Raw genomic sequence first — 22474 nt, forward strand, 5'->3', positions numbered from 1 at the left:
TCGTGAAATTCGTTGACGAAGCCACCATCACCGTCTCTGCCGGCAACGGCGGCAACGGTTGCATCAGCTTCCGGCGGGAGAAATTCATCCCGCTGGGTGGTCCGGACGGCGGCGACGGCGGCAACGGCGGCAGCGTCTGGCTGCAGGCCGACGAGAACCTCAACACCCTCATCGACTTCCGCCACCAGCGCCAGTACCGCGCCCAGCGCGGCCAGAACGGCATGGGGCGGCAGATGTTCGGCAAGGCCGGCGACGACGTGGTGATCCGCGTGCCGGTCGGCACCGAGGTGATCAACGTCGGCACCGACGAGATCATTGGCGACCTCACCGACCACGGCGACCGCCTGCTGGTGGCTCAGGGCGGCGTGGGCGGCAAGGGCAACGTGCATTTCAAGAGTTCGGTCAACCGCGCGCCGCGCAAGGCCGGCACCGGCACGCCGGGCGAGGAGCGCGAGATCCGGCTCGAGCTCAAGCTGCTGGCCGACGTCGGCCTGCTGGGTTTCCCCAATGCCGGCAAGTCCACCTTCATCCGCGCCGTGTCCTCGGCCACGCCGAAGGTGGCCGATTACCCGTTCACTACCCTCTACCCCAACCTGGGCGTGGTCAGCGTCGAAGTGGACCGCAGCTTCGTCATCGCCGACATCCCCGGCCTGATCGAGGGTGCCGCCGACGGCGCCGGCCTGGGCGCGCAGTTCCTGCGCCACGTGCAGCGCACCCGCCTGCTGCTGCACCTGGTGGACATGGCGCCCTTCGACGAGGGCGTGGATCCGGTGCAGCAGGTCCGTGCGATCGAGGCCGAACTGCGCAAGCACGACCCGGCCATGCTGGAAAAGCCGCGCTGGCTGGTGCTCAACAAGGCCGACCTGCTGCCCGAGGACGAGCGCCAGGCGCGCGCCGAGGCGCTGGTCGAGGCGCTGGACTGGAAGGAGCCGTGGTTCCTGGCCTCGGCCATCGGCCGCGAGGGCACCTGGCCGGTCGTGCTGAAGGTGCAGCAGTTCTTCGACGACCAGAAAGCCGCCGCGCTGGAGGCCGCCGAAGACGTCGCGGCGCGCGCCGAGATGGCCCGCAATGGCTGAGGCGGCGTCGCGCCGCTGCCACGTGCGGGCCGGCGGCCGGCGGGTGGTCAAATCCCAGGCAGCAAAAAGGCCGGCTTTCGCCGGCCTTCGTGCGCTGGCCAGGGCGCCTGCCTGGGTGACCAGGGGCGCCGCGGGCTCAGGCCTGCTTGAGCGCCTTGATGTGGGCGCTGATGCGGCTCTTGTGGCGGGCAGCCTTGTTCTTGTGGATCAGGCCGCGGGCCGAATAACGGTCCAGGATCGGCTGGGCGGTCGCGAACGCGGCCTCGGCGGCCGGGGCGTCCTTGGCTTCGAGGGCCTTGAGGACCTTCTTCACGGCGGTGCGCAGCATGGAACGCTGGCTGGCATTGCGGGCGTTGCGGACGACGGTCTGCTTGGCGCGCTTCTTGGCGGACTTGATGTTGGCCACGGAGGGCTCCTGAAAACGTTGGACGATGGCCAGGATTTGCGGTCCCGGCCGGGAATAAGGGGTCGAAAGACCCGAAATTATGGGGGATTCAGTAGCTTGAGTCAAATACCCCCGGGGGGCAGGGCATGACGGCCCCCACCGAGCCCCGGGCGCGGGGCGGGCTGCTGCGCTCGACCGCGGTTTTCAGCGCGATGACCCTGCTCTCGCGCGTCGCCGGCTTCGCCCGGGACGTGGTGCAGGCCCAGATCTTCGGCGCCGGCGGCCTGGTCGACGCCTTCGCGGTGGCCTACCGCATCCCCAACTACCTGCGCCGGATCTTCGCCGAGGGTTCCTTCGCCTCGGCCTTCGTGCCGGTGCTGTCGGAGCTGCGCCAGCGTGGCGACCAGGCGGCGCTCAAGGACTTCCTGGACCACGTCGCCGGGGCCCTGTGCGCGGTGGTGCTGGTGGTCAGCGGCCTGGGCGTGCTGGCGGCGCCGCTGGTGGTGGCGATGATCGCGCCCGGCCAGCTCGACGACGCCGCCAAGTTCGGCCTTACCAGCGACCTGCTGCGCATCGTCTTCCCCTACCTGGCCCTGGTGTCGATGACGGCCCTGGCCGGCGCCGTGCTCAACAGTTTCCAGCGCTTCGCCCTGCCGGCAGTGACGCCGGTGCTGCACAACCTGTCGGTCATCGCGGCCATGCTGTTCCTGGCCCCGTTGCTGGCGGTGCCCATCCACGCCCTGGCCTGGGGCGTGCTGGCCGCCGGCCTGCTGCAGCTGGTGCTGCTGTGGCCGGCGATGGGGCGGCTGGGCCTGCGGCCGCGGCTGCGGCTCAATTTCAGGCACCCGGGTGTGCGCCGGGTCGGCACGCTGATGCTGCCGACGCTGTTTTCCTCGTCCGTGGCCCAGCTGAACCTGATCGTCGGCACGATGTTCGCGTCGCTGCTGATGGACGGCAGCAACAGCTGGCTCTATTACTCGGACCGGCTGGTGGAATTCCCGCTGGGCCTGTTCGGCGTGGCGCTGGGCACGGTGATCCTGCCGCACCTGGCGCGCCGGCACGCCGACACCGACGCCAGCGGCTACGCCAGCGCCCTGGACTGGGGCCTGCGCACGGTACTGATGCTGGCGGTGCCCGCGGCCCTGGGCCTGGTCCTGCTGGCGGAACCGCTGGTGCTGACGATCTTCGAGCGCGGTGCCTTCAATGAATTCGACGCCCGCATGACCTCGCTCAGCCTGATGGCCATGTGCATCGGCATCCCGGGCTTCATGGCGACCAAGGTGCTGCTGTCGGCCTTTTACGCCCGCCAGGACACCCGCACGCCGATGCGTGCCGCGGTCCGCACGGTGTTCATCAACGTCGCGCTGACCGCCCTGATCACCACGCCGCTGTGGCTCTGGGACGTGCCCGGCGCCCACGCCGGCATCGCCCTGGCCACGGGCCTGGCCGGCCTGGCCAATGCCGGCCTGCTCTGGCTGGCGCTGCGCCGCGAGGGCCACTTCAGCCTGTCGGCAGGCTGGGGGCGGCACCTGCTGCGCGTGGGTGTCGGCAGCCTGGCCCTGGCGCTCGCGGTGCTTGGCTGTCTGTACGCGATCGGCGACTGGCGCGCTTGGGCCGGCGTGGCGCGCTGGGGCCTGCTGCTGGCGGTGGTGGCAGCCGGCGCCGGCGCCTATGGCCTGGGCCTGCTGGCGGCGGGCTGGCGACCGCGGGAACTGCGCGGCCCGTGAACCGGGCCAGCTATAATCGGCCGATGGACAAGCTGTTCCGGGACGTCGAGGGCGATTGCATCGCCCCGCAGGGCAGCGTGGTTTGCATCGGCGCCTTCGACGGCCTCCACCGGGGGCACCAGGCCCTGGTCGGCCACGTGCGTGCGCGTGCGCGCTCCGAAGCACTGGCCGCGGTGGCCCTGAGCTTCGAGCCGCTGCCGCGCGAATACTTTTCCACCGACGAACCCCCGGCGCGGCTGATGCTGCCGCGGATGAAGTTCGAGGGCCTGTGCCGGCTGGGCATGGACGCGGTGGGCCTGTTGCGGTTCAACGCGGCGATGGCGGCGATGTCGCCCGAGGCGTTCGTCGCGAAGGTGCTGGCCGGGCGACTGGCGGCCCGGGAAGTGTGGGTGGGACCGGGCTTTCGCTTCGGGCACCGGCGCGCCGGCGACCTGGCGACGCTCCAGGCGCTGGGCGCCGTGCATGGCTTCCAGGCCGGGGAAGTAGCGGTCGTGGCCGACGAGGGCGAGCGGGTGTCGGCCAGCGCCGTGCGCGCCCACCTGGCGGCGGGCGAGCTGGACGCAGCAGCCCGGCTGCTCGGCCGCCGTTACGCCATCGCCGGCACCGTGGTGCGCGGCAAGCAGCTCGGTCGCCAGCTCGGCTACCCTACGGCCAACCTTCGCCTGGCCGGACGCAAGGCGCCGCTGGGCGGCATCTTCGCGGTGTGGGTGCACGGCATCGGCCCGGCGCCGCGGGCCGGCGTTGCCAGCCTCGGTACCCGGCCGACGGTGCAGGGTGTCGAGCCCCTGCTCGAGGCGCATGTGTTCGACTTCGACGGCGACCTCTACGGCAGCCGCATCGAGGTGGAATTCGTCGGCAAGCTGCGCGACGAGGAAAAATTCGACGACCTGCCGTCCCTGGTCCAGCAGATGGACGAGGACTCCCGGCAGGCCCGGCGCGTATTGCGCCACGACATGGAAACATCCGGAGCAAGTGCGTGAGCGAAGACGGCGGCAAGGACTACAAGCACACCATCAGCCTCCCGGCGACGGCGTTCCCGATGCGCGGCGACCTGCCCAAGCGCGAACCGGGCATGCTGGCCGCCTGGCAGGCGATGGGCCTTTACCAGCGCGTGCGCGAGAAGGCGAAGGGCCGCCCGACGTTCGTGCTGCACGACGGCCCGCCGTACGCCAATGGCTCGATCCACATCGGCCATGCGGTCAACAAGATCCTCAAGGACCTGGTGGTGAAGTCCAAGCTGCTGTCGGGCTTCGACGCGCCCTACGTGCCCGGCTGGGACTGCCACGGCCTGCCGATCGAACTGGTGGTCGAGAAAAAGCACGGCAAGGTCGGCAGCAAGCTCGACGCCGCCGCCTTCCGCGCCAAGTGCCGCGAATACGCCGCCGAGCAGATCCAGGGGCAGTCGAAGGACTTCCAGCGCCTGGGCGTGCTGGGCGACTGGGACAAGCCCTACCGCAGCATGGACTTCCGCTTCGAAGCGGACATGCTGCGTTCGCTGGCGAAGATCGTCGAGCGCGGCCACCTGACCCGCGGCGTCAAGCCGGTTCACTGGTGCTTCGACTGCGGCTCGGCGCTGGCCGAGGCGGAGATCGAATACGCCGACAAGGTTTCGCCGGAAGTCGACGTCGCCTACGACGCGCAGGAACCGACTACGCTGGCGGCGAAGTTCGGCGCCGATGCCGGTGACGCCATCGTCGCCGTGCCGATCTGGACCACCACGCCCTGGACCCTGCCGGCTTCGCTGGCGATCACCCTGGGTGCCGAGATCGACTACGTGCTGGTCGAAGGGCCGGCGCGCGCCGGCAAGCGCGTGCTGCTGGTGCTCGCCGACGCGCTGCACGAAGCGGCGCTCAAGCGTTATGGCATCGAAGCGCCGGTGGTGCTGGGGCGCGCCGTCGGCGCCGACCTCGAAGGCCTGGTGCTCTCGCATCCGTTCTACGCGCGCGACATCCCGCTGATCCTGGGCGAGCACGTCACCACCGAGGCCGGTACCGGCGCCGTGCACACCGCGCCTGGCCACGGCCAGGAGGACTACCAGGTCGGCGTGAAGTACGGCCTGCTGGAGAAGTACAAGCAGCCGCAGCTCAATCCGATCGGCGGCAACGGCGTGTACCTGCCGGGCACCCCGCTCTTCGAGGGCCAGTTCATCTGGAAGGCCAACGACACCATCACCGCGCTGCTGGCCGAGCGCGGCATGCTGCTGGCCTCGGGCAAGATGCAGCACAGCTATCCGCACTGCTGGCGGCACAAGTCGCCGGTGGCCTTCCGCGCCACCCCGCAGTGGTTCATTTCCATGAGCCAGGCGAACCTGCGCAAGGACGCCCTGGCGGCGATCGGCCAGGTCGGCTGGGTGCCGGACTGGGGCCAGGCGCGCATCGCCGGCATGATCGAAGGCCGCCCGGACTGGTGCATCAGCCGCCAGCGCACCTGGGGCGTTCCGATCGCGCTGTTCATCCACAAGGTGAGCGGCGAGCCGCATCCGCGTTCGGTCGAGCTGATGCGCGCCGTCGCCGATCGCGTGGCGGAGCAGGGCACCGACGCCTGGTATTCGCTGGACCCGGCCGAACTGCTGGGCGACGAGGCCGGAGACTACGAAAAGGTCAACGACATCCTGGACGTCTGGTTCGACTCCGGCGTCACGCATGAAACCGTGCTGGCCGCGCGTCCCGAGGACGGCCTGCACAAGCCCGCCGACCTGTACCTGGAGGGCAGCGACCAGCACCGCGGCTGGTTCCAGAGCTCCCTGCTCACCGGCATCGCGATGGACGGCGTGGCGCCGTACAAGGAAGTGCTGACCCACGGGTTCACCGTCGATGCCCAGGGCCGAAAGATGTCCAAGTCGGTCGGCAACGTGGTCGAGCCGCAGAAAGTAAACGACGCCCTGGGCGCCGACGTGCTGCGCCTGTGGGTGGCCGCGGCCGACTACCGCAACGAGATGTCGGTGTCCGACGACATCCTCAAGCGCAGCGCCGACAACTACCGGCGCATCCGCAACACCCTGCGCTTCCTGCTGGGCAACCTGCACGGCTTCGACCCGGCCACGCATCGGGTGCCGCACGACAAGCTGCTGCTGCTCGACCAGTGGGCGGTGCATCGCGCGCATGCGCTGCAGGCCGAGATCACCGCTGCCTACCAGCGCTACGACTTCGCGGCGGTGGTGTCGAAGGTGCAGAACTTCTGCACCAACGACCTGGGCGCGGTGTACCTGGACGTCACCAAGGACCGCCTCTACACCATGCCGGTGGACAGCGCCGGCCGCCGTTCGGCGCAGACGGCGATGTTCCACGTCGCCGAAGCCTTCGTGCGCTGGATCGCCCCGGTGCTCAGCTTCACCGCCGCAGAGGCCTGGGCCTTCCTGCCGGGCGAGCGCGAGGAACACGTGCTGTTCTCGACCTGGTACGAGTCGCTGGCGCCGCTGCCGGCGGACGCCGTGCTGTCGGCGGCCGACTTCGACCGCCTGCTGCAGCTGCGCGAAGAGGTGAGCAAGGTGCTCGAACCCATGCGCGCCGGCGGCGACATCGGTGCATCGCTCGAGGCCGAGGTCGACCTGGGCGTGGACGAGGCGCTGGCGAAGCGGCTGGTGCCGGTGGCCGACGAGCTGCGCTTCTTCTTCATCACCTCGCGCCTGGACCTGCGTCCGTCGGCTGCCGGCACCACGGTGGCTGCCAAGGCGAGCGAACACGGCAAGTGCGTGCGCTGCTGGCACTACCGCGACGACGTCGGCAAGGACGCCAACGACCCGCAGCTTTGCGGCCGCTGCGTGGTCAACGTCAACGGTGCCGGCGAAACCCGGCGGTGGTTCTGATGGCATCGCCGCGCCCGAACGCGCTGGCCTGGCTGGGCCTGTCGGCCGTGCTGGTGGCCCTGGACCAATGGACCAAGTGGCTGGCCGTGTCCCGGCTGGAGTACGGCAACCCGGTCCCCTTCATCGAAGGCTTCTGGAACTGGACCCTGGTGCACAACTACGGCGCCGCCTTCAGCTTCCTGTCCAGCGCCGGCGGCTGGCAGCGCTGGTTCTTCACCGTGCTGGCGATCGGCATCAGCGCCGGCCTGGCGGTGTGGCTGGCGCGCACCCCGCGCGCCGACTGGCGCACTGCCATGCCGTTCGCGCTGATCATCGCCGGCGCCGTCGGCAACGTGATCGACCGGCTCCGGTTCGGCTACGTGGTGGACTTCGTGGACTGGTACGCCGGCACCTGGCACTGGCCGGCCTTCAACATCGCCGACTCGGCGATCGTCGTCGGCGCGGTGCTGATGGTGCTGTTCAGCTTCAAGACGCCGCCGGCGGCCGGGAAAGGCGGATAATCGCGGCCATGGACGTCCTGCTCGCCAATCCCCGCGGTTTCTGCGCCGGCGTCGACCGCGCCATCGAGATCGTCAAGCGCGCCATCGATTCCCTGGGCGCGCCCATCTACGTGCGCCATGAAGTCGTGCACAACCGCTTCGTGGTCGAGGACCTGCGCCAGCGCGGCGCGGTCTTCGTCGAGGAGCTGGACGAAGTGCCGGCCGGCGCGACCGTCATCTTCAGCGCCCACGGCGTGTCCCAGGCCGTGCGTGCCGAGGCCGAGCGCCGCGGACTGAAGGTCTTCGACGCCACCTGCCCGCTGGTGACCAAGGTGCATATCGAAGTGGCCCGCCACTGCCGCGCCGGCCGCGACGTGGTGCTGATCGGCCACGCCGGGCACCCGGAAGTGGAGGGCACGATGGGCCAGTGGCGGCGCGAACACGGCGAAAACCACATCCACCTGGTCGAAGACGTCGCCGGCGTGGCGACGCTGCAGCCGACCCAGCCCGACAACCTGGCCTACACCACCCAGACCACGCTGTCGGTGGACGACACCGCGGAGATCATCGCCGCGCTGCAGGCGCGTTTCCCGTCCATCCAGGGCCCCAAGCACGACGACATCTGCTACGCCACCCAGAACCGCCAGGACGCCGTGCGCGTGCTGGCCGGGCAGGCCGAGGTGGTGCTGGTGGTCGGCTCGGTGAACAGTTCCAACTCCAACCGCCTGCGCGAGCTGGCCGAAAAGCAGGGCGCCCGCGCCTACCTGATCGACGGCGCCGCCGACATCAACCCGGACTGGGTGGCCGGCGTGGCCCGGGTCGGCATCACCGCCGGCGCCTCGGCCCCGGAAATCCTGGTCCAGGACGTCATCCAGCGCCTGCGCGACCTGGGCGCCACCGGGGTGGAACACCTGGAAGGCGAGCCCGAGAACGTGGTCTTCGCGCTGCCCAAGGAACTGCGGATCAGTCTGGTAAATTGACCGCCGGGCCCGCGCGAGCCTAAAATTCGCGCCTTCCGCCGGAATAGCTCAGTTGGTAGAGCGGCGCATTCGTAATGCGTAGGTCGCAGGTTCGACTCCTGTTTCCGGCACCATCTTTCGGGCTCCCAGGGGTTTAAGGCAATGCGCGCAGCCTTGGACCTTCCGGGCGCCATCAAGCACGCCATGCTGCGGTTGATGCCCTGGGTCCAGACGGCCTGGGCCCGGCACCGCGCCACCGGCCTGGTGTTCCTGGTGTCGCCGCGCGACGTCGTCGGCCGGACCATCATGCGCCGGCATGCCTACGAACCCACACTGACCGACTGGTTGCTGGCGACCATCGACGCCGGCCCGCCCGGCATCTTCATAGATGTCGGCGCGAACCTTGGCTGGTTCACGCTGCAGGCGGCACGCCGGAGCAACACGCAGCGCGTGGTGGCCTTCGAGCCTGACGTCGGCAACCACCGCCTGCTGCAACGCAACCTCGATCACAACGGGCTTGCCGACCGCGTCGACGCAGTGGCCTGCGCACTGGGCGGCGAGGCCGGGCTGGCGCGCCTGAGCCGCTACAAGGGTTCGAACCTGGGCAAACACTCCCTGGCCGTGGACCATGGCCAAGGCGGGACCTGGGTGCCGGTGGACGCGCTCGACAGCGTGCTCGGCCAGCTCGGGTTCGCGCAGGCGCCCGTCGCGGCCATCAAGGTGGACGTGGAAGGCTACGAGCCGCTCGTGTTGGCGGGGGCAGGGTTGGCGCTTGCCCGTGCACGCGCACTGCTGGTCGAACTTTCCCCGGACCTGTCGCGTGCCGGTGGGCTTGATTTGCCGTCGGCGCTGGATGCCATCGCGGCCGCGGGATTCGTTCCGGAGGTTTGGGACCAGCCGGGCCCGGTTCCCGGGATCGCGCAGCTTCGGGGTCACCCCGGCCAGTGCACCGTCGGCTTCCGAAAGCAGGCCGGCTGACGGCCTCGCAGCGCAACACCCGCTCTCCGACCCCGCCGGGCGTGTTTCTCCTACGGTACCGGCCATCCCGCCGTGACAGCCTTGTTGCGTCCACTGACGGACGAGGGAGAGACGATGATCAGACTCAAGACGATGGTGCTCGCCGCGGCCATGGCCGGCGCGTGCGGGGCTGCACTGGCTTCGCCGGTGCGGGCGACCCACGGCGACCCGATGCAGTCGCGTGCGGTGCCGGCGCAGGTGTGTTCGGCGATGTCGGTTTCCAAACACTACACGCTGGCCGACGCTGATTTCGGGTGGGTGCGCGAACGCTTGAACACCGCGCTGGACCAGGGGTCCGCGGACCCGGGGCGGAGCCTGCGCAAGGCCGCGGGCCAGCGCATTCCCGACGATGCCACGCAGTTCGGGATTCGCCTGGACCACGCGCGCTGCGACGTCGTGTCCGGCCCGTTGCACGGCGAAGTACTTCGTGGCTTCGCCGGTGCGAGGGCAAAAGACTGCCGCGAGGCCGGTTGCGAAGATCCGCTGCCCGGGTGGACGGCGCCCGAAGGATCGACCATGGCGATCTGGACCTGCGAAGGCAACGTGTTCCGCGAGGTCGTCTACGAACGCGTCAACGGCACCTGGCGGGTGAAGTCCGTGCGCGAGGAGCTGGTGGTCAGTTGCCAGGTGCAGAAGGACCCCGAAGAGGGCAGGGAGCCGCGCGACGGCAAGAACTGACAGCCCGCACCGGGGCGGGCCTTCGTGCCTGTCCCGGTCAGGTCCGGTTCGATTGCGGGCAGGCGAGGGGCGTTAGGCTGGGCAGGGTCCACGCTCAGGAGGATTTCCCGCCATGGCAGATGACAACGCCCGCCAGGCGCGCCTGCATCGCATGGTCATGCCAGGCCATGTCTGTCCCTACGGCCTGAAATCACGCTGGCTGCTGCGCCGCAAGGGTTTCGAGGTCGACGACCGCTGGCTGACCACGCGCGCGGAAACCGACGCGTTCAAGGAAGATCACGGGGTCGAGACCACGCCGCAGACCTTCATCGACGGGCGGCGGATCGGCGGCTACGACGATCTGCGCAAGCATTTCGGGCTCAAGGTCCGCGCCGGGGACGAAACCAGCTACACGCCGGTGCTGGCGGTTTTCGCCGTCGCGGCGCTGCTCGCTGCGGCCAGCTTGTGGCCGGCCTTGGCGCCCGTGCCCCTGGCGGAGCGGTTCATCGCGACAAGCATGTGCCTGCTGGCGATGCTGAAGCTGCAGGATGTTGAGCAGTTTTCGACGATGTTCCTCAATTACGACTTGCTGGGCCGGCGTTTCGTGCCCTATGCCTACGTCTATCCGTTCGCGGAACTGCTGGCGGGCATCCTCATGCTGGCCGGCGCGCTGCACGTGGTTTCCGTGCCGGTGGCCTTGTTCATCGGCGGCGTCGGCGCGGTGTCGGTTTTCAAGGCCGTCTACGTGGACAAACGCGAATTGCGCTGTGCCTGCGTTGGCGGCGGCAGCCAGGTGCCGCTGGGCTTCGTCTCGCTCACCGAAAACCTGATGATGCTGGCGATGGGATTCTGGATGGGCTGGCGTTACCTGCTGCCTGGCGCCTGAGGCCCGCCGGGCAAGTCGGCGCTAGACTGGCGGCCATGTGCGCGCGTTACGCCCTGTTTGGTCCCTTCACACCGGGCAACCTGGTGCCGGGCTTCGTCGAGCACGTGGTCAACCCGCTCGCCGGCTTCGCGCACTACAACATCGCGCCCAGCCTGGTGAACCCGGTGGTGGTGGCGGGCGAAGGTGGCCCGGGTCTGGAATCGATGCGTTGGGGCCTGCTGCCGCACTGGGCGAAGGATCCGAAGATCGCCTACTCGACCATCAACGCCCGGGCCGAAACCCTGCAGGAAAAGCCTGCCTTCCGCGACGCCTGGCGCCGGGGCCAGCGCTGCCTGGTGCCGGTGACCGGCTGGTACGAATGGGTGGACCAGGGCGGCAAGCGCAAGCAGCCGTACTTCCTGCGCTCGGCGGCGCAGGAAAACCCGATGATGTTCGCCGGGCTGTGGTCGCGCTGGACCGACGCCGAGGGCAAGCAGGTGGCCACCTACACGGTGGTCACCACCGAAGCGATGGGCGAGGTACGCCGCGTGCACGATCGCCAGCCGCAGGTGCTGCCGCCCGAAACGTGGATGACCTGGCTGCAGGCGCCGGCGTCCGAGGCCACGACGCTGCTGCGGCCCGTCGCGGCCGGACTTCGCATCCATCCGGTTGCCGCGGCGGTGGGCAACCCGCGCAACCAGGGACCGGCGTTGGTTGAGCCACTGGACGAGACCGGCTGATACAGGATCGAAGGCATGGATGACCAGGAAAACCCACCGTTTTTCACCATCGGGCACTCCACGCGCAGCATCGAAGAATTTGCGGCGATGCTGCGCGCCGCTGATGTGGGTTTGGTCGTGGACATACGCACCGTGCCGCGATCGCGGACCAACCCGCAGTTCAACAAGGACACGCTGCCCGATAGCCTGGCGCCGTTCGGTATCGGCTATCGGCAAATTCCCCAACTGGGCGGCCTGCGCGGAAAGGCGGCGGCGGTCGCGCCCGAAGTCAATGGCTTCTGGGAGAACCGCAGTTTCCATAACTATGCCGACCACGCGCTGTCGGCGGCCTTCCACGAGGGCCTGGAAGCCTTGGTCGCGCTCGGTCGTTCCAGGCGCTGCGCCATGATGTGTTCCGAGGCGGTGTGGTGGCGCTGCCACCGGCGAATCGTCGCCGACCACCTGCTGGCCCGCGGCGAGACTGTTTTCCACTTGATGGGCGGCGACCGCATCGAGCCGGCGAAAATGACCGGGGGTGCGCGGCGCATGCCCGGCGGCGTGGTGGCCTACCCGGGGCAAGGGCACGACGGATGAGTCGCGTCCGGTGTTGCGTCGGGCTGGCCTAGCGGAAATCCCGCGACGGCGCGTTGAGGTGGCGTGCGAGCGCGCTTTCGTCGTGCAGCCGGCTGGCGATGAGGTGGCGTACGCCGTCGACGCTTTCCCAGCGGCCTTCGACGCCCAGCAGGCGCGATTCGATCAGGACGCGGCGCTGGCGTTCGCCCAGGTCGCGCCAGACCACCACGTTGACCATGCCGTCTTCGTCCTCGAGCGTGACGAAGGTGATGCCGCTGGCCGTTTCGGGGCGCTGGCGCATGGTGACCAGGCCGGCGGCGCGCACGCGGCTGCCGTGCGGCAGCGCCTGCAGCTCGCGCGAGCGCCGGTAGCGTCGTGCCGCCAGCTGCCGGCGCAGCAATGCCAGCGGATGCGGGCCGAGCGTCAGGCCGGTGCGGGCATAGTCGGCCAGCAGGTCTTCGCCGGCGCTGGGCACCGGCAGGCTGACCGCGTCCTCGGCCGGCGAACCACCGAACAGCGGCAGCTGTTTTTCGACGCCGCCCACGGCCCAGCGGGCGCGATGCCGGTGCCCGGCCAGGCCCTTGAGCGCGCCGGCTTCGGCCAGCAGGGCGCGGGCGCGTTCGTCCAGGCCGGCGCGATGGCACAGGTCGGCGACGTCGTCGAAGGCCCGCGCGGCGCGCGCCGCCACCAGCGCTTCGCCGGCCGCCCGCGAAAGCCCGGCGATTTCACGCAGCCCCAAGCGGATGGCCGGCTGCCGGGCGGCGTCGCCGGGCCAGGCTTCGAGCGCGTTGTCCCACTGGCTGTAGCGCGCGTCCACCGGCCGCACGGTGATGCCATGCCGGCGTGCGTCCTGCACCAGCTGGCTGTTGGAATAAAAACCCAGCGGCTGCGAGTTCATCAGCGCGCAGGTGAAGGCGGCCGGCTCGTGGCATTTCAGCCAACAGCTGGCGTAGGTGATCAGCGCGAAGCTGGCGGCGTGTGATTCCGGGAAGCCATAACTGCCGAAGCCGCGGATCTGTTCGAAGATGCGTTCGGCGAAGTCGGTGTCGTAGCCGTTCTTCGCCAGCCCGGCGAACAACCGGTCGCGGAAGTGTTCGAGGCCGCCGCGGCGCTTCCAGGCGGCCATGCCGCGGCGCAGTTCGTCGGCCTCGCCGGCGGAAAACCCCGCGGCGACGATCGCCACCTGCATCACCTGTTCCTGGAACAGCGGCACGCCCAGGGTGCGGCGGAACACTTCCTCCAGCGCCGCCGACGGGTAGGTGACCGGTTCCAGGCCCTGCCGCCGCTGCAGGTAGGGGTGCACCATCTTTCCCTGGATCGGCCCGGGCCGGACGATCGCCACCTGCACGACCAGGTCGTAGAAGGTGCGCGGCCTGAGCCGCGGCAGCATGGCCATCTGCGCCCGCGATTCGATCTGGAAGACGCCGACGGTGTCGGCCCGGCGGATCATCGCGTAGGTGGCCGGGTCCTCGGCGGGAAGGGTGGCCGGCGTGAAGTCGCGGCCGCGATGTTCGCGCAGCAGGGCCAGGCACTTGCTGACCGCGGTGAGCATGCCCAGGGCCAGGCAGTCGACTTTCAGCAGGCCCAGGGATTCGAGGTCGTCCTTGTCCCATTCGATCAGGGTGCGGTCGGGCATGGCGGCGTTCTGGACCGGCACCAGGTGGTGCAGCGACTGGTCGGAGATGACGAAGCCGCCGACGTGCTGGCTCAGGTGCCGGGGTGCATCGAGCAACTGGCGGGTGAGCGCCAGCACCCGACGCATGACCGGTGCGTCGGGGTCGAAACCGCGCTCGAGCAGGCGGTCTTCGATCGGTGATTCGCCGTTCCACCAGGCGAAGGCGCGGCTGAGCTGTTCGACCTGGTCCGGCGGCAGGCCCAGGGCCTTGGCGACGTCGCGCACGGCGCTCTTGCCGCGGTAGCAGATGACCGTGGCCGCCAGCGCGGCGCGGTCGCGGCCGTATTTTCCGAACACGTACTGGATGACTTCCTCGCGCCGTTCGTGCTCGAAATCGACGTCGATGTCGGGCGGTTCGTTGCGCTCCTTCGACAGGAAGCGCCCGAACAACAGGTTCATGCGCGCCGGGTCGACTTCGGTGATGCCCAGGGCGAAACACACCGCCGAATTGGCCGCCGAGCCGCGGCCCTGGCACAGGATGCCGCGGCCGCGGGCAAAGCGGACGATGTCGTGCACGGTCAGGAAAAAAGCTTCGTACTGCAGTTCGGCGATGAGCACCAGTTCCTGTTCGATCTGCGCCTGCACTTTTTCCGGTGTGCCTTCGGGCCAACGCCGGGCCATGCCCTGCATCGTGAGCGCGCGCAGCCAGCTCGACGGCGTGTGGCCCCCGGGCACCAGTTCGCGCGGGTAGCGGTACTGCAGCGTGCCCAGGTCGAAGGTGCAGCGCGCGGCGATGCGGCCGGTTTCCTCCAGCAGGGCATGGGGGTGGATCGCGGCGAGCGCACGGCGCGTGCGCAGGTGGCGTTCGCCGTTGGGGAACAGGTGGGCTCCGGCGTCGGCCACCGGCAGGTGGTGGCGGGTGGCGGCGAGTACGTCCTGCAGCGCGCGGCGGCCGCGCACGTGCATGTGCACGTCGCCGCTGGCGACCGCCGGCAAGCCCAGCTGTGCCGCCAGCGCCTGCAGGCGGGCCAGGCGGGCGTCGTCGTCGGGGCCGCGGTGCAGTTCCACCGCCAGCCAGCAGCGCGCCGGGAACCGGTCGCGCAACCAGGCGCCTTCGCCGGCATCGGGTTCGGCGCCGGGCAGCCACAGCGCCAGCAGGCCGTCGTTGCCGGCTTCGAGGTCGTGGCGATGCAAGCGGTACTCGCCCTTGGCACTGCGCCGGCGGCCGGTGGTGATCAGTTCGCACAGGCGCCGGTAGCCGGCCTGGTTCTCGACCAGCAGCACGCAGCGCAGGCCGTCGTCGAGCCGCAGTTCGCTGCCGGTGATGAGCGGTACGCCGGTGGCCTTGGACGCTTCCCAGGCGCGCACGATGCCGGCCAGGGTGCATTCGTCGGTGATCGCCAGTGCGGCGTAACGCTGCTGCCGGGCGCGTTCGAACAGTTCGAGTGCGCTCGAGGCGCCGCGACCGAAGCTGAAGTGCGACAGGCAATGCAGCTCGGCGTACGCCGGCGGGTTCATGCGAACCAGCCGTGCAGCATGAAGGGACCGCGTTCGCCGGCGGCGCAGAACACCCAGGCGCGCTGGCCTTCGGCCGTTTGCGCCACGTAGTAGTCGCGGCGCAGGTCGTCGCCGTCCCACCAGCCCGATTCGATGCGCTCGGGCCCGGCCAGCAGCCGCGGCGCCGGGCCACGCAGGGGGATGGGGCGCTCGAGCAGCCAGGTGGGGCGGGGCAGGGCCGGTGGCAGCAGGTAACGGCCGCGCAGTTCCCGCACCCGGCGCTGGGCGTGTTCGGGGCGCGGGTCGGCGTGCGGCGCCCACTGGTGCACGGCGTCCTCGCCCAGCCGCGCCTGCAGCCGCGCCTGCAGCGCCGGCCAGTCCATCGCACCGGCGGGCCGTGCCTCGAACAGGTCGCGTCCGGCCGGCACGAAGGGCGGCAGGTCGGCGGCACGGATGCCGAAGGCGCGCACCGGCGCCGGGATCGGTTCGCGTTCGATCACCAGCCTGGCCAGTTCGAACAAACGCGCCGGGTCGCGCTCGGCCGCCACCGCGCCGACCGCATGCGCACTGGGCGGGCGCAGGTCGTGTTCGTAGATGAGTTCGAAACGCTGGACGCCGCCATCGCGCCCGACCAGGAAGGCGCACAGGTCGCCGAGCAGGCGCTTGAGCGGGAACAGCAGACCGGTGTGGTAGTGGATTTCCTCGTCGAATTCGAAGCGCGCCTCGAAGACGTCCGGCGGCTGGTAACACGGGCGCAGGTCGGGCGCGTCGCCGGTGAGCCGGTCGAGGACATCGAGCAGGCCGGCACCAAAGCGCCGCCGCAGCCCGGGCCGCGGCAGTGCGAACAGTTGCCGCAGCCGGCGCACGCCCAGGCCGGCCAGCACGTCGCGCGTGCGTTCGTCGAAGGGTGCCAGCGCCAGCGGCAGCCGGCCCAGCGCGTGCCGCAGCTGGGCGGCGTCGTGCACCGCCAGGCCGTCCTGCTGGCGGGCCAGGCACAGCGCGCCCAGCGGCGTCGGCGCCACCGCCAGCGCATGCGCCAGGCCCAGTTCGCGCAGGTCGTCGCGCAGCAGGCGTTCGAAACGCGGCCAGGGGCCGAACAGGCCCAGGCTGCCGCCGACTTCCAGCCACAGCGTATCGGCGTCGTCGCGGCAGACCTGGCCGGAATAGCGGTAGGCCCAGGCGCAGGCCAGGTCGAGCAAACGGCTGGCCTGGCCAGCGTCGAACGACACGCAGGACAGCCGGGGACACAGCGCCATCGCCGCCGCCAGTGGCTGCCCCGGCTGCACGCCGGCCGCCAGGGCGGCGCCATTGGCCTGCACCACCCTGCGCCGTTGCGGCGGCCCGTCGGCCAGGGCCAGCGGGGCGGAAGGGTCAGGCTGGCGCCGGAGCGCGGCGTCGAGCGCCCGTCGCGGCAGGTGGATGGCGGCCCAGAGCACGGCGTGCCGGCATCAGTGCCGCAGGGTCGGTGCCCAGGGCACCGGCGACGCAGGGGGATGGCTGCCGCGGCATTTGAGGATGCGCAGGCCGCCGGATTCGAACTGCAGCCGCAGCGCCGCGGGCGAGGCATTGCGCGCCGCCGCCAGCGGCCGGAACAGGAAGCCCAGGGCCTGGCCGGCCTCGGCCGCCACCTGCAGCCGGCGCAGGGTCTTGTCGTCGGCGCGCCGGGGCCAGCCCAGCACGGCGCCGCAGGCCTGGCTGCGCAGGCATTGTTCCAGCGCCCAGGCGGATTGCCGGCCGCCGGTGTCGACCACGTGCAGGCGGGTGAGGTCGATGCCGGCGCAGGCCAGCGCCGGTGCGTAGGGGCGGTAGGGGGGATCCACCCAGGCGATGTCGCGGCCGGCGCGGCTGAGCCGGGCCAGGGTGGGCAGCAGCAGCGACAGTTCGCCGACGCCGTCGGCCGGCACCAGCAGTTCGGTGAGCGCGGCTTCGGGCCAGCCGCCGGCGGGCAGGGCGTCGTCGAGCGCGGCGTGGCCGCTGGGCTCGCGCGCGGCGTCGGCCTGGCCACGGGGCTGGCCGCGCCAGAGCCGGCGCTGGGACAGCAGGGTGTCGATGGACAGCACGGCGCCCATGTCAGCCCCGGCGCACCAGGCCGCAGTACACGCCTTCGATGGCGAACACGGCGCCAGGAGGCACTTCGATGGGGGCGTGTTCGGGGTTGCGCGGCAGCAGGGTGATGCGGTCCTTGCGCCGGCGCAGGCGCTTGACCGTGAGTTCGCCGTCCAGGCGCGCGACCACGATCTGGTTGTCGCCGGCCTCGGGCGTGCGGTGCACGGCGATCAGGTCGCCGTCGAAGATGCCGTCGTCGCGCATCGAGTCGCCCTTCACCCGCAGCAGGTAGTCGGGGCGCGGGAAGAACAGGGCGCGGTCGAGCAGCAGGTGGCCTTCGAAGTCCGGGTCGCCGATCGGTTCGCCGGCCGCCACCTTGCCCAGCACCGGCAGCGACAGCGAGTGCGCGGGCGCCGGCAGGGTGGCCAGGCGGATGCCGCGGGCCTGGCCCGGCAGCAGGCTGAGCGCCCCCTTGGCTTCCAGTGCCTGCAGGTGCGCCTGCGCCGACCGCGCCTGCCGGAAGCCGAACTGGCGGGCGATCTCGGCCAGGGTGGGTGGGCGGCCTTCGCGCGCGACCTGGGCGGTGACGAAGTCGAGGATGGCCTGCTGGCGGTCGGTGAGGGTATCCATGGCACAAATATATGTGGTATTCCTGTGGCCGACCAGTCCCCCGTCGCCGGGCAGGGGGACAGCCTGCCCCCGGGCAGGCTCACGGCCTGAGACGCCACCCGGCTACCCTTTGGTTTTCCGCCCGACCCCCAAGCGAGCCCCCGACCCATGGCCAAAGCCAAGACCGCCTATGTCTGTTCCGACTGCGGCTCATCCACCACCCAGTGGCAGGGCCAGTGCGGCGACTGCGGCGCCTGGAACACGCTCACCAGCTTCGTCGTCGAACCGGCCAGCAGCGCCAAGGCGGCGGCGCCGGCCGCGGTCCGCCACGGCGGCTGGGCGGGACGGCCGGAAGCCGCCGGCGTCACCGCGCTCAAGGACGTCAGCGAAACGGCCGAAGTGCGCGTGTCCACCACCATCGGCGAACTCGACCGCGTGCTCGGCGGTGGCCTGGTGGAAGGTTCGGTGGTGCTGGTCGGCGGCGACCCGGGCATCGGCAAGTCCACCCTGCTGCTGCAGGCGCTGGCGCTGATGTCGGCGCGGCTGCCGGCCCTGTACGTCACCGGCGAGGAAAGCCTGGCCCAGGTCGCCGGCCGCGCCCAGCGCCTGGGTCTTCCGCTCGACAACCTGCACGCGCTGGCTGAAACCTGCGTGGAAAAAATCCTGGCCCAGGCGGCGTCGGCGAAACCCTCGCCGCGCTTGCTGGTGGCCGACTCCATCCAGACGCTCTGGAGCGAACTGCTCACCGCCGCGCCGGGTTCGGTCAGCCAGGTGCGCGAAAGCGCCGCCAAGCTGGTGCGGTTCGCCAAGGAAACCGGCACGTCCGTCTTCCTGGTCGGCCACGTCACCAAGGAAGGCGGCATCGCCGGTCCGCGCGTGCTCGAACACATGGTCGACGCGGTGCTGTATTTCGAGGGCGAGGCCGGCAGCCGTTTCCGCGTGCTGCGCGCCTTCAAGAACCGCTTCGGTGCGGTCAACGAACTGGGCGTGTTCGCGATGGGCGACAAGGGCCTGCGCGAAGTGCCCAATCCTTCGGCGATCTTCCTCTCGGGCTCGAGCACCGCGCAGCCGGGCAGCGCGGTCATGGTCACGCGCGAAGGCACGCGCCCGCTGCTGGTGGAAGTGCAGGCCCTGGTGGATGCGTCGCCCCTGTCGAATCCGCGCCGCGTCGCCCTGGGCCTCGAACAGAACCGGCTGGCGATGCTGCTGGCGGTGCTGCACCGGCACGGCGGCGTCGTGACCGGCGACCAGGACGTCTTCGTCAACGTCGTCGGCGGCATCCGCGTGCAGGAAACCGCCGCCGACTTGCCGGTGCTGCTGGCCGTGCTCAGTTCGCTGCGCGACCGGCCGCTGGCGGAAAAGACGATCGCTTTTGGCGAAGTCGGTCTCAGCGGCGAGATCCGCCCGGTGCCCAATGGCGAAGAACGCCTGAAGGAAGCCGCCACCCACGGCTTCAGGCGCGCCATCGTGCCCAGGGCCAATGCGCCGAAAAAGAACGCCTACAAGGACCTGGAGGTCATCGCGGTCGAGCGCCTGTCCGAAGCCATCGAGGCCGCCGCGCAATAGCGGCGTGATGGCCGGTCCGCGGCGTCCGGGGCGTTGCTTGTTATTCCAGCGACGCTTCCAGGGGAAAAACCGCCATGACCGCCAACCGCAGGCTCGACATCGAAGTCACCTTCCAGTGCACCCACAACCAGGCCGACGGTTCGTTTGGTGGCGGGGCCACGTACCGGCAATCCGGCTCGCTGCCGGACATGGGGACGGTGGTCGATGCCGATGGCTCCATCCATCTCGACCGCGCCGCGAGCTTTGATTCCAGCGTCTACAACACCAACGTGGACGTTTATCTCACCCTGGTCTCGCCGGCCAACGTCAGCCCGGACAACACCACGACGCCGATTGCCTGGGCCACCCAGTACGGCCAGGGCGTGACCCTGCATCCGCCCGAGGGCGGCGGCACGATCGGGGAGTTCTCGGTGGAAACGGTGCCGGGCAACCCGAACCAGATCCTCATCCGCGACAAGGACGACGACAGCAACACCTACCACTACAAGCCCGCCGTCGAGTTGCTCGAACACGGCCACTACTACATCAGCCTGGACCCACCGATCGTCAATCGTCCGCCGGCCAGGTGATCCCGGGCCCTCAGGGGCGGTGCAGCACCAGTTCGTAGACGAACTTGCTGCCGAAGAAGGCCAGCAGCAGCAGCACCATGGCGAACAGGGTCAGCTTGGCGGCGCGCGGGCCGCGCCAGCCCCAGCGCCAGCGGCCGAACAGCAGCACGGCAAGCACCGCCCAGGACAGGATCGACAGCACCGTCTTGTGACCCAGGTCCTGGGCGAACAGGTCGTCCACGAACAGCACGCCGGTGAGCAGGGTGAGGCTGAGCAGCACGAAACCCGCCGCCAGGCTGCGGAAGAGCAGGGTTTCCATCTGGGTCAGCGGCGGCAGCAGCCGCATCCAGGTGCCCAGGTGTCGCTGGCGCAGGGCGTGGTCCTGGAACCAGAGCATCAGCGCCAGCAGCGTCGCCACCGCCAGGGTGGCGTAGGCCATCAGGGCCATCAGCGCGTGCAGCTGCAGCCGCCAGTCCAGGCCGGCACGCGGCAGGCTGCCGCCCAGGAAGGCGTAGGCCAGCAACACGGCCGCGGCCAACGGGAAGACGATGATGCCCAGGGCCTCGATGCGCTGGGCCGGCCCCAGGGCCGTGGTCAGCGCCGCCATGCCCAGGCCGACCAGCGACAGCGCGGCGAAGAAGTGCAGGTCGGCCGAGCCCATCTGCTGCCAGGCCCAGCCGTGCACCGCCGCGTGCAGCCCCACCGCCGGCAGCGCCAGCAGCAGCCAGCGCCGTGGCGCCGGGCGCAGGCCTTCGGCGTGGCCGGCCAGCTGGTGGCTGGCCAGGGCATACAGGACGGTCGCGATAAGGGCGAGGGCGAGGGCGGACATCCGGCGAGTTTGGCACAGCGGCCGGCCAGCCGAGAACCATTCTCGACACCGCGGGCCCGGCCGACGGCCCGCGTTATACTTCGCGCCCCTTTCAGGAAGACCCCTGGCCCATGTTCGAGTCGCTGACCCAGCGCCTTTCCGGCACCCTCCAGAAGCTTCGCGGCCGCGGCCGCCTGACCGAGGAAAACATCCGGGAAGCCACCCGCGAGGTGCGCATCGCCCTGCTCGAGGCCGACGTCGCCCTGCCGGTGGTGTCGGCCCTGATCGAGCGCATCAAGGCGCGTGCGGTTGGCCAGGAAGTGCTCACCAGCCTGACCCCGGGCCAGGCCCTGATCAAGGTCGTGCGCGACGAGATGGCCGCGGTCATGGGCTCGACGGCCAGCGAACTCAACCTCAACGTGCCGGCACCGGCGGTCATCCTGATGGCCGGCCTGCAGGGCGCGGGCAAGACCACCACGGTCGGCAAGCTCGCCAAGCACCTGAAGGAACGCAAGAAGAAAAAGGTGATGGTGGTGTCGGCCGACGTCTACCGTCCGGCCGCGATCGAGCAGCTGCGCACCCTGGCCAAGCAGGTGGACGTGCTGTTCTTCCCGTCCAGTGCCGACCAGAAGCCCGAGGCCATCGTGCGCGCCGCCATCGAGGACGCGCGCAAGAGTTTCGTCGACGTGCTGCTGGTGGACACCGCCGGCCGCACCACGATCGACGAGGCCATGATGGCCGAGATCCAGGCCCTGCATGCCGCGGTCAAGCCGGTGGAGACCCTGTTCGTGGTCGACGCCATGACCGGCCAGGACGCCGCGGCCACCGCCAAGGCTTTTTCCGAGGCCCTGCCGCTGACCGGCGTGGTGCTGACCAAGACCGATGGCGACGCCCGCGGCGGCGCCGCGCTGAGCGTTCGCTACATCACCGGCAAGCCGATCAAGTTCGTCGGTGTCGGCGAAAAGCCCGACGGCCTGGACGTCTTCCACCCCGACCGCGCCGCCAGCCGCATCCTGGACATGGGCGACGTGCTCAGCCTGGTCGAGGAAGTCGAACAGAAGGTCGACAAGGACAAGGCCCAGAAGCTCGCCGAGAAGGTCGCCAAGGGCAAGAAGTTCGACCTCAACGACATGCGCGACCAGCTCGAGCAGATGCAGAACATGGGTGGCCTGTCGGGCCTGATGGACAAGCTGCCGGGCATGGGCCAGATGCCCGAGCACGTCAAGAGCCAGGTCACCGGCAAGGAAGTGCCGCGCATGGTGGCCATCATCAATTCGATGACCAAGAAGGAGCGCCGGAACCCGGGCCTCCTGAACGGTTCGCGCCGGGCCCGCGTGGCCCGTGGTTCGGGCACCACCCCGGCCGACGTGAACAAGGTGCTCAAGCAGTACCAGCAGATGGAAAAAATGATGTCCAAGCTGTCCCAGGGCGGCATGAAGGGACTGATGCGGGGCATGAAGGGCATGATGGGCGGGGGCTTCCCGGGCCGTTTCCCCGGGCGCTGAGCCGCCAGGCCCCTGGGA

At 70.2% G+C, this 22474-nt stretch carries 20 protein-coding genes and 1 tRNA gene; 15 read left to right on the top strand and 6 right to left on the bottom strand.

Annotated features, from left to right (window positions below; all coding sequences use genetic code 11):
• The first annotated feature begins 2 nt into the window (after positions 1 to 2).
• Positions 3 to 1076: an Obg family GTPase CgtA gene (gene cgtA, locus N788_RS13285; RefSeq protein ID WP_034225982.1), complete on the top strand. Its 1074-nt coding sequence runs from the start codon at positions 3 to 5 to the stop codon at positions 1074 to 1076.
• Positions 1077 to 1212: 136 nt separating this feature from the next.
• Here the strand turns inward: cgtA and rpsT are convergent, their stop codons facing one another.
• Entirely contained in the window at positions 1213 to 1482 is a 270-nt protein-coding gene (gene rpsT / locus N788_RS13290) for a 30S ribosomal protein S20 (protein ID WP_034225985.1), read from the bottom strand.
• Positions 1483 to 1607: 125 nt separating this feature from the next.
• Here rpsT and murJ point away from each other — a divergent pair, with 125 nt between their 5' ends.
• The 11 genes from murJ (at position 1608) to N788_RS13345 (ending at position 12283) form a co-directional block, all read left to right on the top strand.
• The gene (murJ, locus tag N788_RS13295; protein WP_051924669.1) at positions 1608 to 3188 is read left to right on the top strand and encodes a murein biosynthesis integral membrane protein MurJ; all 1581 of its coding nucleotides are present in this window, start codon (positions 1608 to 1610) and stop codon (positions 3186 to 3188) included.
• A gap of 23 nt (positions 3189 to 3211) precedes the next feature.
• Positions 3212 to 4168 carry a bifunctional riboflavin kinase/FAD synthetase gene (locus N788_RS13300; RefSeq protein ID WP_034225986.1) on the top strand — a complete coding sequence of 319 codons (957 nt, stop codon included), beginning with the start codon at positions 3212 to 3214 and terminating at the stop codon, positions 4166 to 4168.
• A gap of 59 nt (positions 4169 to 4227) precedes the next feature.
• Positions 4228 to 6993: an isoleucine--tRNA ligase gene (ileS, locus tag N788_RS13305; protein WP_051924681.1), complete on the top strand. Its 2766-nt coding sequence runs from the start codon at positions 4228 to 4230 to the stop codon at positions 6991 to 6993.
• Complete coding sequence (lspA, locus tag N788_RS13310) at positions 6990 to 7493, top strand: signal peptidase II (RefSeq protein WP_152560502.1); 504 nt, start codon at positions 6990 to 6992, stop codon at positions 7491 to 7493. The genes ileS and lspA overlap by 4 nt, the downstream gene beginning before the upstream one ends.
• Positions 7494 to 7501: 8 nt before the next feature.
• Complete coding sequence (gene ispH / locus N788_RS13315; protein WP_034225991.1) at positions 7502 to 8452, top strand: 4-hydroxy-3-methylbut-2-enyl diphosphate reductase; 951 nt, start codon at positions 7502 to 7504, stop codon at positions 8450 to 8452.
• Positions 8453 to 8489: 37 nt separating this feature from the next.
• Positions 8490 to 8565 (top strand) — tRNA-Thr (locus tag N788_RS13320).
• 28 nt (positions 8566 to 8593) lie between these two features.
• Entirely contained in the window at positions 8594 to 9409 is an 816-nt protein-coding gene (locus N788_RS13325; RefSeq protein WP_034225993.1) for an FkbM family methyltransferase, read from the top strand.
• A gap of 114 nt (positions 9410 to 9523) precedes the next feature.
• Positions 9524 to 10126, top strand: coding sequence for a hypothetical protein (locus tag N788_RS13330; protein ID WP_152560497.1), 603 nt, complete (start codon positions 9524 to 9526; stop codon positions 10124 to 10126).
• Positions 10127 to 10238: 112 nt separating this feature from the next.
• A complete protein-coding gene (locus tag N788_RS13335; protein WP_034225997.1) occupies positions 10239 to 10991 on the top strand; it encodes a glutaredoxin family protein in 753 nt (250 codons plus the stop codon).
• 35 nt (positions 10992 to 11026) lie between these two features.
• Entirely contained in the window at positions 11027 to 11710 is a 684-nt protein-coding gene (locus N788_RS13340) for an SOS response-associated peptidase (RefSeq protein ID WP_034226000.1), read from the top strand.
• Positions 11711 to 11725: 15 nt separating this feature from the next.
• Positions 11726 to 12283 (top strand): DUF488 domain-containing protein, encoded by a 558-nt coding sequence (locus N788_RS13345; RefSeq protein ID WP_034226002.1) that lies wholly within the window; start codon positions 11726 to 11728, stop codon positions 12281 to 12283.
• A gap of 28 nt (positions 12284 to 12311) precedes the next feature.
• Here the strand turns inward: N788_RS13345 and N788_RS13350 are convergent, their stop codons facing one another.
• Genes N788_RS13350 through lexA form a run of 4 tightly spaced genes read right to left on the bottom strand, consistent with a single transcriptional unit; the run spans position 12312 to position 18050 of the window.
• Complete coding sequence (locus N788_RS13350; protein WP_034226004.1) at positions 12312 to 15395, bottom strand: error-prone DNA polymerase; 3084 nt, start codon at positions 15393 to 15395, stop codon at positions 12312 to 12314.
• Positions 15392 to 16810, bottom strand: a complete 1419-nt coding sequence (locus N788_RS13355; RefSeq protein WP_034226006.1) for a Y-family DNA polymerase — start codon at positions 16808 to 16810, stop codon at positions 15392 to 15394. Before N788_RS13355 ends, N788_RS13350 begins: the two co-directional genes overlap by 4 nt.
• Positions 16811 to 16822: 12 nt before the next feature.
• Positions 16823 to 17443 (bottom strand): translesion DNA synthesis-associated protein ImuA, encoded by a 621-nt coding sequence (gene imuA, locus N788_RS13360; protein ID WP_034226008.1) that lies wholly within the window; start codon positions 17441 to 17443, stop codon positions 16823 to 16825.
• A 1-nt stretch (position 17444) separates the two neighbouring features.
• The gene (gene lexA / locus N788_RS13365) at positions 17445 to 18050 is read right to left on the bottom strand and encodes a transcriptional repressor LexA (RefSeq protein ID WP_034226010.1); all 606 of its coding nucleotides are present in this window, start codon (positions 18048 to 18050) and stop codon (positions 17445 to 17447) included.
• Between the two features lie 147 nt (positions 18051 to 18197).
• On the opposite strand from lexA, the gene radA reads away from it, so the two are divergent.
• Positions 18198 to 19595 carry a DNA repair protein RadA gene (gene radA, locus N788_RS13370; RefSeq protein WP_034226013.1) on the top strand — a complete coding sequence of 466 codons (1398 nt, stop codon included), beginning with the start codon at positions 18198 to 18200 and terminating at the stop codon, positions 19593 to 19595.
• Positions 19596 to 19669: 74 nt separating this feature from the next.
• The gene (locus tag N788_RS13375; protein WP_034226014.1) at positions 19670 to 20164 is read left to right on the top strand and encodes a hypothetical protein; all 495 of its coding nucleotides are present in this window, start codon (positions 19670 to 19672) and stop codon (positions 20162 to 20164) included.
• A 10-nt stretch (positions 20165 to 20174) separates the two neighbouring features.
• On the opposite strand, the gene N788_RS13380 is transcribed toward N788_RS13375, so the two are convergent.
• Entirely contained in the window at positions 20175 to 20972 is a 798-nt protein-coding gene (locus tag N788_RS13380; protein ID WP_034226016.1) for a cytochrome C assembly family protein, read from the bottom strand.
• A 110-nt stretch (positions 20973 to 21082) separates the two neighbouring features.
• Here N788_RS13380 and ffh point away from each other — a divergent pair, with 110 nt between their 5' ends.
• A complete protein-coding gene (ffh, locus tag N788_RS13385; protein WP_034226019.1) occupies positions 21083 to 22456 on the top strand; it encodes a signal recognition particle protein in 1374 nt (457 codons plus the stop codon).
• Positions 22457 to 22474: the final 18 nt, after the last annotated feature.

It is taken from the genome of Arenimonas donghaensis DSM 18148 = HO3-R19 (genome assembly GCF_000743535.1).
Lineage (GTDB): Bacteria > Pseudomonadota > Gammaproteobacteria > Xanthomonadales > Xanthomonadaceae > Arenimonas > Arenimonas donghaensis.